The sequence below is a fragment of the Bacillus sp. FSL W8-0640 genome, from assembly GCF_038007725.1.
Taxonomy (GTDB): domain Bacteria; phylum Bacillota; class Bacilli; order Bacillales; family Bacillaceae_G; genus Bacillus_A; species Bacillus_A cereus.
This window is the reverse complement of the sequence record NZ_JBBOXT010000001.1, coordinates 2,709,273-2,724,345: the sequence shown is the minus strand read 5'-3', so window position 1 is coordinate 2,724,345 and position 15,073 is coordinate 2,709,273. Positions and strand designations below refer to the sequence as shown.

Genomic DNA, 15,073 nt, shown 5'->3' with positions numbered 1-15,073 from the left:
CAGCTTTAGAGATTAGCGATACAGGATGAATCACCATAATTTTCAAAATTGATGTATTAAATGGAGAATTAGCAAATGTTCTACTTTCATTAAATTCACGTGAAGTTCACAGGAAAACGTTATATTTAAATAGTTATATTTGAATTTAATGAAGTGAGGTATTCAGATTTGAAAAGAAAGAAATTAGTAATTGGTAGCATTTTAATGGGTATGACGTTATCTTTATCTGCATGTGGTTCATCAGATAATATTGTAACGACAAAATCAGGAAGCATTTCAGAAAGTGATTTTAACAAAAAATTAAAAGAAAACTACGGTAAACAGAATTTATCTGAAATGGTAGTAGAAAAAGTATTAAATGATAAATATAAAGTTACGGATGAAGAGGTAACGAAACAACTAAAAGAATTAAAAGACAAGATGGGCGATAATTTTAATACATATATGGAATCCAATGGTGTGAAAAATGAAGATCAGTTGAAAGAGAAATTAAAGCTTACTTTTGCTTTTGAAAAAGCTATTAAAGCAACCGTAACGGAAAAAGATATTAAAGATCATTATAAGCCAAAGCTTCAAGTTAGCCATATTTTAGTAAAAGATGAAAAGACAGCAAAAGAAATTAAAGAAAAATTAAATAGTGGCGAAGATTTCGCGGCATTGGCTAAACAATATTCAGAGGATCCAGGTTCTAAAGAAAAAGGTGGGGAACTATCTGAATTTGGACCTGGTATGATGGTGAAAGAATTTGAGGATGCTGCGTATAAGTTAGAAGTTGGTCAATTGAGTGAACCTGTTAAATCTTCTTTCGGATATCATATTATTAAGCTAACGGATAAAAAAGAGCTTAAACCGTATGAGGAAGAGAAAGAGAATATTCGTAAAGAATTAGAACAGCAACGTATACAAGATCCTCAATTCCATCAACAAGTTACTAGAGAACTGCTTAAAAATGCAGATATAAAGGTATCTGATAAAGACTTGAAAGATACCTTTAAAGAGTTAGAAAAATAATAAATGGAATGTAAGGCAAGCGATAGAAATATCGGTTGTCTTTTTCTCTATTTATCCCGCTATTTGCCGGGCAGTAAGACCCCACCTCAAAATTCAGCGAAAGCAAAGAAGTGGCCCTGCTGATCCTAAACGCCCAATTGGTGAGGGCTGATTAAAGTTTCACTTTATAAAGAAGGAGGAAGTGGGAAAATACTTTCATACCTGCATTAAATTTTACTTAATAAGAAATCTTTGAGTTTCTCAACTTTTATATAAAATAAAACTGAATTTTCAGTTATTTTGTTATATAGTAAAAGAGAACGAATAAGGGGAGGGAACATTTTGAGTAAAAAGAAAATGGCAATTACACTGTCAGCAATGCTATCTGCAACAATTATACCTAGCTTTACTATGGATGTGCATGCTGAGAAGAAGGAAGAGACTAAAAGTACAAAAATTGAATTAGAAAATGGGATGACAAAACCGATTTATTCTCTCGATGAAGCTATTATCGAAAATTTATATGTAGAGACAGAAGTTGATAGTGATCGAGACGGTAAGAAAGACAGAGTATCGATAAAAGTTATGCGTCCAAAGACAGATCCGAATGTGAAAGTTCCTGTTATTTATGAAATGAGTCCATATCGATCTGGATTAAAAGATGTTCCTGTATATAATGTAGATGAAGAATTGTATGCGTATGAAGGAAAACCGTATGGAGCGGTTAATCTTGGTTCGTATGGGAACTATTACGTGCCAAGAGGTTATGCAGTTATTCTAGGCGAAAGTATCGGTACTGGAAAATCAGATGGATGCCCTACAACTGGAGATGAACAAGAGATACTCGGGACAAAATCTGTTATTGATTGGGTAAACGGTCGCGCGAAAGCATTTACAGAACAGGGTGAGGAAGTTCAGGCAAATTGGTCTACAGGAAATGTAGGTATGACTGGAGTTTCCTATAATGGTACTTTACCAAATGCTGTTGCGACTACTGGAGTCGAAGGTTTAAAAACAATTATTCCAATCGCAGCAATTAGTAGTTGGTATGATTATTATCGTGCAAATGGTGCAGTCATTGCTCCAGGCGGATATCAAGGGGAAGATACAGATAATATGGCAGAAGCAGTACTGACAAGGGAAAACCCTGAAGTTTGCGGACAAGTTATAAAAGAGTTAACGGCTGGACAAGACCGAAAAACAGGTAATTATAATGATTTTTGGGATAAACGTAACTATGTAAAAGATGCTAAAAATGTAAAAGCGAGTGTATTTGTTGTTCATGGTTTAAACGATTGGAATGTTAAAACAAAACAGTTCGCGCAATGGTGGGAAGCACTTGGAGAAAATAATGTTCCGCGTAAAATGTGGCTACACCAAGGTGGTCATGGTGGGACATCAAGTAATAACTGGCAGCAAACACAAAATAAATGGTTAGATTATTGGTTGTACGGAATTGAAAATGGAATTATGGATGAACCAATGGTTGATGTGCAACGAGAAAATAAAACGTGGCAAAAGATAAAAAATTGGCCAGATCTAGCGGCTGTACCTTCAAAAATCCGTATGTATTTAAGTAATAAATCAGTCAATTTACCATTAAGTATGGGAGCGGCTAATAAAGTTTTCTCATTCTTAGATGATGCACAAATGAAATCAAACCAATTAGTAGCAAACCCAGAATTAGAAGTAGCAAATCGATTAGTATATACAATGCCTGTACTGCAAAAAGATACGCGTATAAGTGGTACACCAAAGATTTCAATTACAGGAAATATTGATCGATCTGTATCAAATTTAACAGCATTACTTGTTGACTATGGAGGAGCGAAGCCGGAAATCGTAACGAGAGGCTGGATGGATCCACAAAACTTAAAGAGTATAGAAAATTCAACAGCGATTCAACCGGGCAAAGATTATACATTTACATGGGACATGCAGCCAGATGATTATGTATTTAAAGCGGGGCATCAAATCGGAGTTGTTTTAATTGCAAGTGATTATGATTATACAATTAGACCGAAAGCTGGCACGAAACTTACAGTGAAATTAAGTGAAGTGACATTGCCGATTGTGAAATAAATATTTTTTCTAAAGAGTTTACTAAAGTAAGCTCTTTAAAATCGTGTGGATTCTATAAATGCATTGAAATGTTTTTATGAACATCTTAATCCAGATGGACGATTAATCGTAGATATTATGCTTCCGCATGACTGGAAGACTGGGGAAATTCATACATCGACTTTCTCTTTGCCGAGTGGAGACGGAATCACATTAGAAAATAAATCAATTGAAATAGATTGGCTGAACCAAGTTACTGTATCATATTTGAAATATGAAAAGTGGAGTAAAGGACAGTTAGTACAAACAGAACTACAACGCTTTGCGCTGCGCTGGTATGGAATAGAAGAGTTTAAACTTCTTTTAGAAAGTATAGGTTTCTCTAATATTACGTGCTCTGCTGAATATGATTATGAAAAAGAACCGTCAAATGCAAATCAAATGATTACTTTTGAAGCTGTGCGAAAAGAATAGAACTAAAACTATGAATAAAAAATAAGGCAATCGATTTAAAATCGGCTGCCTTATTTTTTATTTTATGTAATGGTTTATAGAGAAAGATTGGAGGGAAATAAATGAAACTTATATTAATATTTGGCCCACAAGCAGTTGGAAAAATGACAGTGGGGCAAGAATTAGCAACATTAACCGGTTTAAAACTTTTTCATAACCACATGACAATTGATTTAGTAAGTCCAATTTTTGATTACAGTACGAAAGAAGCAAAAAGACTAGTAAGTTTATTTCGTAATGAAATATTTGAAGAAGTATCTAAAAGTGATTTATCTGGAATGATTTTTACGTATATATGGGCATTTGACCTCCAAGCGGATTGGGATTATATACATCATGTAGAAAGTATTTTTGAATCAAAAGGTGGGACAGTGCATTTTGTAGAGCTGGAAGCGGAATTAGATGAAAGATTAGAACGAAATAAAAGCCCGAATAGATTAGAACATAAACCGAAAAAAAGAGATATTGAGTGGTCTGAAAATAATTTGAAAGAAACGATGAAAAAGCATAGATTAAACTCTCTTCATGGTGAAATTGAAAAAGAAGAGTATATAAAAATTAATAACACGTATTTGAGTGCAAAAGAAGTAGCGGAAATGATTAAAGAGAAGTTTCAATTGTGAAATTTTTGAAGTCTATTTCGTTTTCGTTGTCCAAGCATTCTCCTACTAATTACATATACTATTTATGTTAAAGTCGGCTACTATTTTATATAGGGCTGTTATTTTCCTATAAATGCTATTTTAGTGAAGTGGGAGGAATCAATTTGGAAAACGTAGAACAAGATAGAATTGAAAATCAAGTGTATTCAAATCGTGTAGTAAGATCAGAATTTGATTCGAATTGGGAAACTTGTATATCAAAGAGTGGTTATGTAATTTATGTAGCAACAAGTAATAATGCTGAAGTAATAGTGCTTCTTGCAGATGGTTCAAGTAAATTATTAATTTTCGAAAAAGGCGGTAAAGTAGTAGTTGGTGGCGGTGGAACAAGTCATTACAGTAAGCCGCATATTGCAAGAAATATTTAAGATAGAACATGTTAATTAAGAAGAAGCTGGAAAACGGTTGTCATTCATGTTTAGGGCATGATAGACGAACCGTTTTTTATTTGTTTATAAATTTAGAAGAACTTCATTGATTACAAATACATCAGGATGAGCAGCGAAATTAGAAGAAAACTTGGTGGGTAATGGTACAAAATATTATGTAGGTTTGCAAGAATCTTATAAGCGATATAAAAAAGCATTTCCTATTTGGGGAAACACTACTTCTATGTTATAGTATAATAGTGTTTTTAGATGGTGCTATTTTAATATATTTATAATTTTGTTATGTATTATTTTTATATTAAATAAGCGTCTAAAGTATTTTTTGATATAAGGAGTAATAATTAGAGAAATGAAAAATATAGACTTTATACTAGAAAGTGATGGGGCATTAAAACCGTCTGAACGATTAGTACTATTATTATTAGAGAAGCATAGAATGCTATATACGAACGATCTATTGGCATTATCAAATTTATCATATAAAACATTAACAGATTCATTAACGGCGCTAGTTTTAAAATCGTATGTGTTAAAGGAAACGGGTAAGGGAAGAAGACAGAACTGCTATAGATTAGTATGATAAGGCAGCTGTTTTAGAGACTTTTACATATGTTTTTTCAATCGTAAGGTGGAAGTGTGTTTTTTGTTTTCAAACGAAAAAATTACTATAAGAGGGGTTAAGATAGTAGCGTTTCATTTTTGTAAATGTAATTATTTCATCATTGAAAATACAAAAATGAAATAAACAGTATAAAAAAGAAATAAAAAAACAATCCATTTTAAAAAGGGATTGTTTTTTTATTGGAATAATATTATTTGATATGTTGAAAGCATGAATAGCAGAATAGACATTACCTGTTTTATTTTATGCAAATGAACAAATATGATGAAAACTATGTGTATAGTTTTTTGCTTGCTTTTTCAGTAACTCTAATGAAATTATGGTCTTCATTGTTTAAAGGCAGTATTTTTAACATTATTGCTATTCAGCATTAAGCACAAAAAAGTAATATATATAATATTATTATGTAAACTTAAGATTTTAAAAGGAAAATATAATAATTAATAGAACATGTAGAAGGAGATGCTTAAATATTTTGAAGGATGGGAGATTATTATGGAGCATTTACAATCAATAGCACAAGCTGTTATAAGTGGTAATAAGGAAAAAGTAGTGAAGTTTATAAAGGCGAGTCCAAGTATTGTTAACGAATGTAGTGAAGATGGCTGGACACCACTTCATTTAGCAGCTTATTTTGGACAGAAAGAAATAGCGAGTTTTCTTTTAGAAAGCGGTGCAGATATACATAGTAGAGCGAAAAATGAAAATGAAAATACACCTTTGCAAGCGGCAATTGCGAACAAGCAAAGTGAACTTGTCGCTTTCTTAATTGAAAAAGGATCAGATGTAAATATTATGCAAAGTGGTGGCTGGACAGGACTCCACGAAGCAGCATTATTAGGAAATGAAGAAATAATTATGTTGCTCCTTAAAAATGGAGCTAATAAGATGATTAAGAAAAATGATGGGAAAACAGCGTATGATATTGCATTAGAAAAAGGATATAATCACCTTTTACATCATTTGAAACAGGAAGTGAACTTATGATGAATAAATGGAGTGTTGGTATATTTTTATTTAATGAAGTAGAAGTGTTAGACTTTGCAGGGCCATTTGAAGTTTTTTCTGTAACTGAGGTGAATGAAGAAAAAACATTTACTGTTTATACAGTTAGCGAGAATGGGGAAATGATTACAGCAAGGAATGGATTGAAGGTACAGCCAGATTATAGTATTGAAAATTTACCACCAGTGGATATTTTAATAATTCCGGGTGGGCTAGGTGCTAGAAAATATGAAATAAAAAATGAAATAGTAATAAAATGGATTCGCCAACAAATGAAAGAAGTAAAGCTGATGACTTCAGTTTGTACAGGAGCGCTATTACTGGCGAAAGCAGGTTTACTGGAAGGTTTAAAAGCAACAACACATTGGGCTAGTATTGAAAAGTTTAAAAATGAGTTTCAAAATGTTGAAGTTATAGAAAATGTAAAGTTTGTAGATGAAGGACATATTATAACATCTGCCGGAATTTCAGCTGGAATTAATATGGCATTTCATATTGTGAAAAACTTGTTAGGTGTGCATGTTGCGGAGGACACAGCGAAGCGAATGGAGTATGATATTAGTTTGCCAAATTAAAAAGCCCGGATTGGGCTTTTTATATTGAATGAATATAGTTAAGCTCTTCATCACTCAAAATAGGGCGAACAGATGCATTTGCATTTTCTTGTGCTTGTGTTCCTGTTTTTGCACCAGGAATTACAACACTTACTGCCGGATGAGAGAGTACATAGCGAAGTGCAAGTTGCCCTAGGGTCTGATTTTTATTTGAGAGCAGCCGAAGTTTCTCTACGGTTTGTAAGTCTTCTTGAAACCAAGTTTCATTTGGCCAATCTTTGCGTAAATCTCCATCTGGAAAAATTGTTTTATTTGTGAATTTTCCAGTTAAAATGCCCATTTTTAATGGACCACGAATAACAGCTCCTAGATTTTTCTCTTGTAAGAATGGTAATATATCTTTTTCTGGTTTTCGATTTAATATATTGTAATCAAGTTGTACGATATCAATTTCGTTGTTGTTATTGAAATGATGAATGTATTGTAAATCATGAGTCGAAACACCGACTGCTCTTACTTTGCCATCACGTTTTAATATGTCAAATGCACGTAGAAATGCTTCTGTTTCTCTACGATTATGCCACCAAATATGACAAAAATAAAGATCAATATAATCTGTTTGAAGACGTTGTAAACTTGTTTCGAATACGGCGATGATTTTTTCGGGAGTATCATATACAGGAACTCCATTAGGGTCGTAGTGATGTCCGATTAAACCACCTTTCGTTGATAGGATAATATCATTACGATGTCCTTTAATCGCGGTAGCTACCAACTTTTCACTATGTCCTAAACCATACACATCCGCAGTATCAATAAAATTCACACCACACTCAATTGCTTTTTTTATAGCGGTTATAGATTGTTTATCGTTAACAGGTCCCCATTCATCACCACCGATTGCCCATGCGCCAAAACCTATTTCAGAAACAGTTATTCCAGTTTTACCTAATGTGCGGTAATGCATATTCCCCCTCCTTGTAAGCATGTTATAACATGGATATGTGGGGAAGGAATTTTGTGTGTGAAAAAACTCTTCTACAATAGTAGAAAAAGAATTACAGAAACTACTATTTTATAGCAGCATGTATAAAAAAAATCGGTGTAAATATGGAAATGTCGTCGAATGCTATCTTTAATTGGTTAATTTATGGGATATTTTTGTGAAGGAGTTTATTTTATAAGAATAGAATTTAGTTTAGTAAGAAAACGTGCCGATGGTAGTGAAAAATATGGGTTAGGGGGATTTGAATGAGGAAACTCGAGCGAGTAAATGTTCCTAATATACCAGAGCAATTATCACAACCTAGTGACAAGCGTAGGATAAATAAAAAGAAGTTAAGGCGACTTATTTTAATGGTCCTTTTTATTGCGGCAACTACTCTATATGTTCAATATATTTTAACGAAACAACAAGAAGTAATTGATAAAAAGAAAGATACGATTACGGATCAAAAGAAGCAATTAGTATCTTTAAAGAAAGATAAAGATTCTTTAAAGACTAACATAGAAAATTTAACAGACGATGAGGAAGAAATTTTGAAGTTAGCGAGAAAAGAGTATCAATTTTCTAAGTCAAATGAAACTATATTTGTGATGCCAAAGTAATAAAAACAGTTAGCCATTGAACTGCACCCCCAATTGTTAGACACCGTCTAACAATTGGGGGTGCAGTTTTTTATGTATGAATGTCATGGTACAAGGAACAATCACATATTGTAGAAATGAAGAGTTTAAGCTATTTTCATAAATATGGAATATGCACTAAAATAAATGTTGTTAAAATTCTGTCAATTATATTATAATACAAGGTAAGCGGATACATTTTTTAATCAACGTTGAGTTCCTCGCTCATACGACTATTAAGAAACCCGTTATCCTCGTATAAGAAAGGAAGATAGCTGTGTACGCCTCAAATACAATTTATATCGTAGGGGATGCGAAAGCACCTCAAAATAATCCCATTACTGAAAAGTTTAAAAGCTATTTCGTAGCATTTATACTTGTTAAGGATACAGGGGAAATTGTAGATGCAGACTGCTCAGCGACAATTGCATTAACATCTCAATTTGTTAAATATTTATTTCTACATAAAAATATAAATGACCCGGCGTTAGTAATGGAAGTAAAGAACCGATATTTCGGTTCTTCTCAAAAAGCGTTACTTGTAGCGCTAAAAGATGCACAGAAAAAATATAATCAGATTGCTGCTTTGTCTACTCAATCATAGACAAAATCCAGCCGTAAGAATCATTCTTATGGCTGGATTTTTTTATTTCACATTATCGTCCTACATCAAAAGTGAACGAAAACAAAGTAGAGAGATAGAAGAGTAAATGCCCAATAGGTTTACCTAATAATCCGTGGGTATAAATCTCCGGTAGATTAAAATTTCACTTCATTGGAGAATGAAAGGATGAACAAAATGAAAATTACAGATGTAAAAGTAAATCGTAGACGTGTAAAACTGCATACACCGTTTAAAACCGCGCTTCGTACTGTAACAGAAATTGAAAGTATAGATGTTTATATTCATACAGACGAAGGAGTGATTGGTAAGGGGGCTGCAGCCGCAACGCCAGTTATTACGGGGGATTTCACTAGCGGAATGGAAGAAGCGATTTTAGGACCGATGCGTTCATGTTTAATTGGTCAAAATATCATTCAGTTTCAGCAGTTACTACAGGGCATTCAAATGAGTTGTATTGGAAATTCAAGTGCCAAAGCAGCGGTAGATATCGCTTTATATGATGTATATTGCCAATATCAAAATGTGCCGTTATATGCATTGTTAGGCGGGAAGAAAGAAATTCATACCGATATTACAGTGAGTGTGGATGAGCCTGTATTAATGGCAAAAGAAGCGAAGAAACATATAGAAAAAGGATTTCAAACATTAAAGATTAAAGTGGGTAAAGAGGCGCATTTAGATTTGGAACGTATTGAGGCAATTCGAAATGTGGTACCAAGAAATACGATATTACGTTTAGATGCGAATCAAGGTTGGAGTCCAAAAGAAGCGGTCTCTATTATTCAAGAGATGGAAAATCGTAATTTAAATATAGAATTTATTGAACAACCAGTACACGCGAAAGATTGGGATGGGTTAAAGTATGTCAAAGATCGTGTGCAAACGCCAATTATGGCCGATGAAAGTATATTTTCAGCAAGTGACGCATTAAAGCTCGTTCAAGGAAGATATGCAGACTTCATTAATATTAAATTAATGAAATGTGGTGGTATACGTGAAGCATGGCGTATTGCAGATATCGCAGAAACAGCTGGTGTGAAGTGTATGGTGGGCAGCATGATGGAATCTTCACTTTCCGTTAGTGCTGTTGCGCATTTAGCGGCAGCGCATCCTAATATTCATTATTTTGATCTTGATGCACCGCTTTGGTTAATGGAAGAGCCAGAAGGAATGACTTATTCTGGATCAAAGGTAAACCTTCAATCGACAGTGAATAGTAAGTCTTAGGAGAAGAGACTAGTAAACTATCTTTTAAGGGGGATAAATATGAAAAAAGTAGGAACTGCATTTTTAACAACTTTATTTATATTTTCATCGTTTACATCGGCAAATGCTGAAGAAAAGAAGGATAATAAAGCATTTATAGATGTATCTGCTGCAACGTTATGGACAGTACCTGATTCATTAAGGCCAATCGATACACCGAGTACAACAAATCCAGTGGATCTATGGAAATGGACGAAATCAATGACACTTGACGAGAAACTATGGTTAACAAATGCAAATAAATTAGAAACACAAGCGTTACTCGGTCAAGAAGTAACTGTTATTGATAAGAAAGGCGAATGGGTGAAGGTATTAGTGCATGGACAGCCAACACCCCGAAATGAAGAAGGTTATCCGGGCTGGATGCCTGAAAAACAATTAACATATAATCAAGAATTTGCAGATAAAACAAATGAACCTTTTGTCTTAATAACCAAACCAACAGCGATTTTATATATAAACCCTTCTGAAAAACATAAATCACTTGAAGTCAGTTATAATACAAGACTGCCGCTATTAAGTGAAGACACAATTTCATACCGTGTATTGTTGCCAAATGGGCAAAAAGCATGGATACGTAAAAATGATGGAACAGTTTACCAATCTCAAACTGATATTCCAACTCCGGCGGCCGATGATTTAATTAACACAGGGAAAATGTTTTTAGGATTACCGTATATATGGGCTGGTACAAGTGGTTTTGGATTTGATTGCTCTGGCTTCACGCATACGATCTATAAATCGCACGGCATTACAATTCCGCGAGATTCTGGACCGCAATCAAGAGCAGGAGTTGCAGTTGATAAAGAAAATCTACAAAAAGGAGATTTAATTTTCTTTGCACATGATCAAGGGAAAGGTAGTGTCCATCACGTCGCAATGTATATTGGTGATGGCAATATGATTCACTCACCAAGAGCTGAAAGATCGGTAGAGATTATACCGCTAAATACACCAGGATATATAGAAGAATACGCTGGTGCTCGTCGTTACTTACCTTAAAAATAGAGGGGGTTTTTAAATGAAAAAAGTTGTTCGTTACTCATTAGTTAGTACTCTATTAGTTTCTTCATTTTTAGTTGGCTGCGCAAAAGAAAAAACTGCAACAAAGCCGAAAGATGAGAAGAAAGTATTACAGTTACTAGAAACGGGTGAAATTCCGTCGTTAAATTCAGGGAAAGTAACAGATGCAGTCTCGTTTAACGTTTTGAATAACGTAATGGAAGGACTATTTCGTCTATCGAAAAATGATGAAGAAATTGAAGCCGGCGCACAAAAATATGAAGTGAGTAAAGATGGAAAGACATATACATTCCAATTGCGTGATGCGAAATGGTCTAACGGAGATCCAGTAACCGCCCATGATTACGTATACGCTTGGAAGCAATTGATTAATCCAGATACAGCTTCTCAATATGCATACATTGCGTACGATGTAAAAAATGCTGAGAAGATAAATAAAAAACAACTAGGTCTAGATGAATTAGGAGTAAAAGCGAAGGATGATAAAACATTCGTCGTAGAGCTAGAACATCCTGTACCGTATTTTACGAAATTATTAATTTTACCATCCTTCTATCCAATTAACGAAAAATATGCGAAAGAGCAAGGTGATAAATATGGATTAGAAGCAAATAAAGCGGTATATAATGGACCGTTTACATTATCAGAGTGGAAGCATGAAGCTAGCTTTACAATGAAGAAAAACGATAAGTATTGGGATAAAAAAGAAGTAAAGTTAGATGAAGTAAACTATCAAATTGTAAAAGAAATTTCAACTGCGGTAAATTTATATGAAACAGATAAAGTTGATAGAGCTGTTATTTCTACAGAATTCGTAGATAAATATAAAAATAATAAAGAGCTAAAACAATATACAGATCCAGTTATGTACTTCTTCCGATTTAATGAAAATGTACCGATTCTTAAAAATAAAAATGCACGTCTTGCGCTAAGTACAGTTTTTGATAAGAAGGGACTCGCAGATTCATTTTTAAATGATGGATCGGTTGCAGCGAACTATTACGTACCAAAAGGATTTTTAAAGGGCCCAGATAAGAAAGATTTTAGAAGTACGTCTGGTGAGTTTAATAAGACAAATGTAAAACAGGCGAAGGAATATTGGGAGAAAGCAAAACAAGAGACAGGTACAAATGAAGTGACTTTAGAATTATTAAATTATGACTTAGAAAACTTTAAAAAAGTTGGAGAGTACATTAAAGAGCAGCTTGAGAAAAACTTACCAGGATTAAAAGTGAATGTGAAATTACAGCCGCATACGCAAAAATTAGCACTTGAGAAGAAGAAAGAATATGAAATGTCGTTATCACGCTGGTTACCAGATTATCCAGATCCAATGACTTACTTAGAAGTATTCCTTTCTGGAAGCAGTGTTAATAATACAGAATATGCAAATCCAGAATATGATGCATTAATTAAGAAGATTAAAACAGAATTAGGTAATGATGAAAAGGCTCGCTGGAAAGCAATGCAAGATGCTGAAAAAATGCTACTTGATGATGCAGTAATTGCACCGGTATTCCAGCGTGGATTATCTTACTTACAAAAACCATATGTGAAAGATTTATATGTACATCAATTTGGTCCAGCTACAAGTTTAAAATGGGCAGATTTACAAAAATAAAAGAATGGGGAAACAGACTTCACGTATGTGATAGTCTGTTTTTTCTTATTTAAAGTTAGAAAAATAGTTCATGGTATAATTTATTAGTCTGTAAACAGTATTTGGAGGGAAAATGATGTCTATGTTTGAAGAAGAGAAAGTAATTTATACAAAAAGATTATTTATGAGGAAACCAATTGTAGAAGATATTGATCAGTTTTATAACATATTAAAAAAAGATACTGTTGGCAAATGGCTGGCTAAATCAAGAGGAATGTCGAAGGAAGAAACAAATGATTATATTGGGCAACTTATCTTACATTGGGAACAGTATGACTTCGGGGTATGGTTGTTATTTAATAGTGAAACAGGAAAGCTTTTAGGACATTGTGGTTTAAGAAAGGTAGATGAAACAGGTGAAATAGAAATTATGTATCTTCTTGACCCAGAACATTGGAGGAATGGGTATGCATTAGAAGCAGCAGAGGCTTCCATTAAATATGCAATAGAGACTTTGAATGTAACAAGAATAATTGCTAGAGTTAAAGTAGCAAATGAGAGCTCGAAAAAACTTTTACGAAAGCTCGGGTTTATATATACTCATGAAGTTGATCATAGCGGGCGCTTATTATCATATTTTGAACTCCATACATCATCCAAAGAATTCTAGACATTTCATATATTTTTTCATTGTTAAAAAATAAAATTATTACTAAAATTCCAGTGTGAAATTTATGTAGAATCTTGTATAATTAACATGTTTCTATGGAAACATTTTCTTGCGCTATTTATATAGGGCTTAATAGAACAAGGAAGGAAATACATACATGTATATAATAGATAAATAGAATGGAACATGTATAGAGACAAAGGAGAGAAAAGATGACGTGTCAAAAACAAGGGTTACAATTTAATAACGATAGAAAGAGGGACAGAAGATGAAAATGAAGCATGCTTTTGGTCCTATAATTTTAGCGTGTGTGCTTTTTTTCATTATCATTCTAATCCCATCGAAAAGTTTAGTATCGCTTATTAGTGATAAGAAGGTAGAAGATGCGGCAACTTCTTTACAAAAAGAGAAATTACAAAGTGTTTTCTTACAGCAAAAAATGTTAGAGAATTCACAGTATTTACCGATGTACGGTTCATCAGAATTTTTACGAATGGATGCATATCATCCGTCTAATTATTTCAAAGTAAATCCAGCTGGTTTTACACCGTTTTTAATTGGAACTGGTGGTACACAAAGTTTAGCTCATATTTTAAATATGACATCTACTATGGATGAATTAGAAGGTAAAAAAGTAGTGTTTGTTCTTTCACCACAATGGTTTACAAAGACTGGTGTATCACAAGGGGATTTCACTAATAATTTCTCCAAACAACAAGCATATCATTTTATTTTTAATGATGAGATAAATCCAGGAATGAAGAAGCAAATCGCGAAACGGCTATTAGATTATAAAGTTGTTCAAGAAGATGATATATTAAAAAATTCATTAGAAGGTATTGTATATAATGATACGAAACATAACATAAAAGCAGGTTTAGTTAAACCACTTGCTTATATGCATCGAAATATTTTAGATCATAGAGATTTATTTAACTCTTTATTTAAAATCGAACCGATGAAAGAGAAAACAAATATCGGACTTCGTTCAATTTCTTGGGAAGACGCACGTAAACACGCAGAACAAGAAGGGGAAGCAGAGTCTACTACAAATACATTCGGAATTGAAAATCCGTATTATCATAAGAATAATCTGAAGAAAAAACTAAAAGGTTTAAAAAACTTTAGAGCAAATGAAACATATGATGAATCACCAGAATACGATGATTTACAAATTATTTTAGATTTATTTAAAGAGAAAAATGTCAAACCACTCTTTATTTCTGTACCTGTAAATGGGCCTTGGTATGATTATACTGGCTTCCCGAAAGAACGCCGTGAAGTGTATTATAAAAAAGTTCGAGAGCAGGTTGAGAAAGCAGGATATCCAGTAGTTGATTTCTCTGGTCATGAATATGATAAGTATTTCTTAAAAGATACGATTCATTTAGGCTGGAAAGGTTGGATTTATTTTGATGAAGCAGTGCAAAAATTTAATTCTGAGAAATAAAGTATAGAAATCGGAAT

At 33.4% G+C, this 15,073-nt stretch carries 15 protein-coding genes and 1 pseudogene; 15 read left to right on the top strand and 1 reads right to left on the bottom strand.

Features of this window, described 5'->3' with window-relative positions; translation table 11 throughout:
* Positions 1-168 precede the first annotated feature (168 nt).
* The 8 genes and pseudogenes from N2V80_RS14135 to N2V80_RS14100 all read left to right on the top strand — a co-directional run bounded on the left by N2V80_RS14135 (position 169) and on the right by N2V80_RS14100 (position 6,817).
* Positions 169-1,011 (top strand): peptidylprolyl isomerase PrsA, encoded by an 843-nt coding sequence (locus N2V80_RS14135; protein ID WP_002103226.1) that lies wholly within the window; start codon positions 169-171, stop codon positions 1,009-1,011.
* A 321-nt stretch (positions 1,012-1,332) separates the two neighbouring features.
* Complete coding sequence (locus N2V80_RS14130) at positions 1,333-3,072, top strand: Xaa-Pro dipeptidyl-peptidase (RefSeq protein WP_061655631.1); 1,740 nt, start codon at positions 1,333-1,335, stop codon at positions 3,070-3,072.
* Between the two features lie 39 nt (positions 3,073-3,111).
* Positions 3,112-3,525, top strand: a pseudogene (locus N2V80_RS14125) (class I SAM-dependent methyltransferase); the annotation flags it as partial.
* Positions 3,526-3,626: 101 nt separating this feature from the next.
* Positions 3,627-4,187: an AAA family ATPase gene (locus N2V80_RS14120; protein WP_000767061.1), complete on the top strand. Its 561-nt coding sequence runs from the start codon at positions 3,627-3,629 to the stop codon at positions 4,185-4,187.
* A gap of 143 nt (positions 4,188-4,330) precedes the next feature.
* Entirely contained in the window at positions 4,331-4,594 is a 264-nt protein-coding gene (locus N2V80_RS14115; RefSeq protein WP_000432429.1) for a hypothetical protein, read from the top strand.
* A 370-nt stretch (positions 4,595-4,964) separates the two neighbouring features.
* A complete protein-coding gene (locus tag N2V80_RS14110; protein ID WP_000789038.1) occupies positions 4,965-5,195 on the top strand; it encodes a hypothetical protein in 231 nt (76 codons plus the stop codon).
* Positions 5,196-5,732: 537 nt separating this feature from the next.
* Positions 5,733-6,224 (top strand): ankyrin repeat domain-containing protein, encoded by a 492-nt coding sequence (locus N2V80_RS14105; protein WP_000400681.1) that lies wholly within the window; start codon positions 5,733-5,735, stop codon positions 6,222-6,224.
* The gene (locus N2V80_RS14100) at positions 6,221-6,817 is read left to right on the top strand and encodes a DJ-1/PfpI family protein (RefSeq protein WP_000981432.1); all 597 of its coding nucleotides are present in this window, start codon (positions 6,221-6,223) and stop codon (positions 6,815-6,817) included. Before N2V80_RS14105 ends, N2V80_RS14100 begins: the two co-directional genes overlap by 4 nt.
* Before the next feature lie 19 nt (positions 6,818-6,836).
* Here N2V80_RS14100 and N2V80_RS14095 read toward each other — a convergent pair whose 3' ends face one another.
* The gene (locus N2V80_RS14095) at positions 6,837-7,763 is read right to left on the bottom strand and encodes an aldo/keto reductase (RefSeq protein WP_000559359.1); all 927 of its coding nucleotides are present in this window, start codon (positions 7,761-7,763) and stop codon (positions 6,837-6,839) included.
* 284 nt (positions 7,764-8,047) lie between these two features.
* On the opposite strand from N2V80_RS14095, the gene N2V80_RS14090 reads away from it, so the two are divergent.
* The 7 genes from N2V80_RS14090 to dltD all read left to right on the top strand — a co-directional run bounded on the left by N2V80_RS14090 (position 8,048) and on the right by dltD (position 15,056).
* Positions 8,048-8,404, top strand: a complete 357-nt coding sequence (locus N2V80_RS14090; RefSeq protein ID WP_001228371.1) for an FtsB family cell division protein — start codon at positions 8,048-8,050, stop codon at positions 8,402-8,404.
* A 295-nt stretch (positions 8,405-8,699) separates the two neighbouring features.
* Complete coding sequence (locus N2V80_RS14085; protein WP_000271312.1) at positions 8,700-9,026, top strand: DUF3870 domain-containing protein; 327 nt, start codon at positions 8,700-8,702, stop codon at positions 9,024-9,026.
* A gap of 186 nt (positions 9,027-9,212) precedes the next feature.
* Positions 9,213-10,274 carry a dipeptide epimerase gene (locus tag N2V80_RS14080; RefSeq protein ID WP_001038458.1) on the top strand — a complete coding sequence of 354 codons (1,062 nt, stop codon included), beginning with the start codon at positions 9,213-9,215 and terminating at the stop codon, positions 10,272-10,274.
* A 39-nt stretch (positions 10,275-10,313) separates the two neighbouring features.
* Complete coding sequence (locus tag N2V80_RS14075; RefSeq protein WP_000755430.1) at positions 10,314-11,315, top strand: C40 family peptidase; 1,002 nt, start codon at positions 10,314-10,316, stop codon at positions 11,313-11,315.
* A 19-nt stretch (positions 11,316-11,334) separates the two neighbouring features.
* Positions 11,335-12,957, top strand: coding sequence for a peptide ABC transporter substrate-binding protein (locus tag N2V80_RS14070; protein ID WP_000758254.1), 1,623 nt, complete (start codon positions 11,335-11,337; stop codon positions 12,955-12,957).
* Between the two features lie 115 nt (positions 12,958-13,072).
* Positions 13,073-13,606, top strand: coding sequence for a GNAT family N-acetyltransferase (locus N2V80_RS14065; RefSeq protein ID WP_000061613.1), 534 nt, complete (start codon positions 13,073-13,075; stop codon positions 13,604-13,606).
* Between the two features lie 268 nt (positions 13,607-13,874).
* Positions 13,875-15,056, top strand: coding sequence for a D-alanyl-lipoteichoic acid biosynthesis protein DltD (gene dltD / locus N2V80_RS14060; RefSeq protein WP_061655632.1), 1,182 nt, complete (start codon positions 13,875-13,877; stop codon positions 15,054-15,056).
* Positions 15,057-15,073 lie beyond the last annotated feature (17 nt).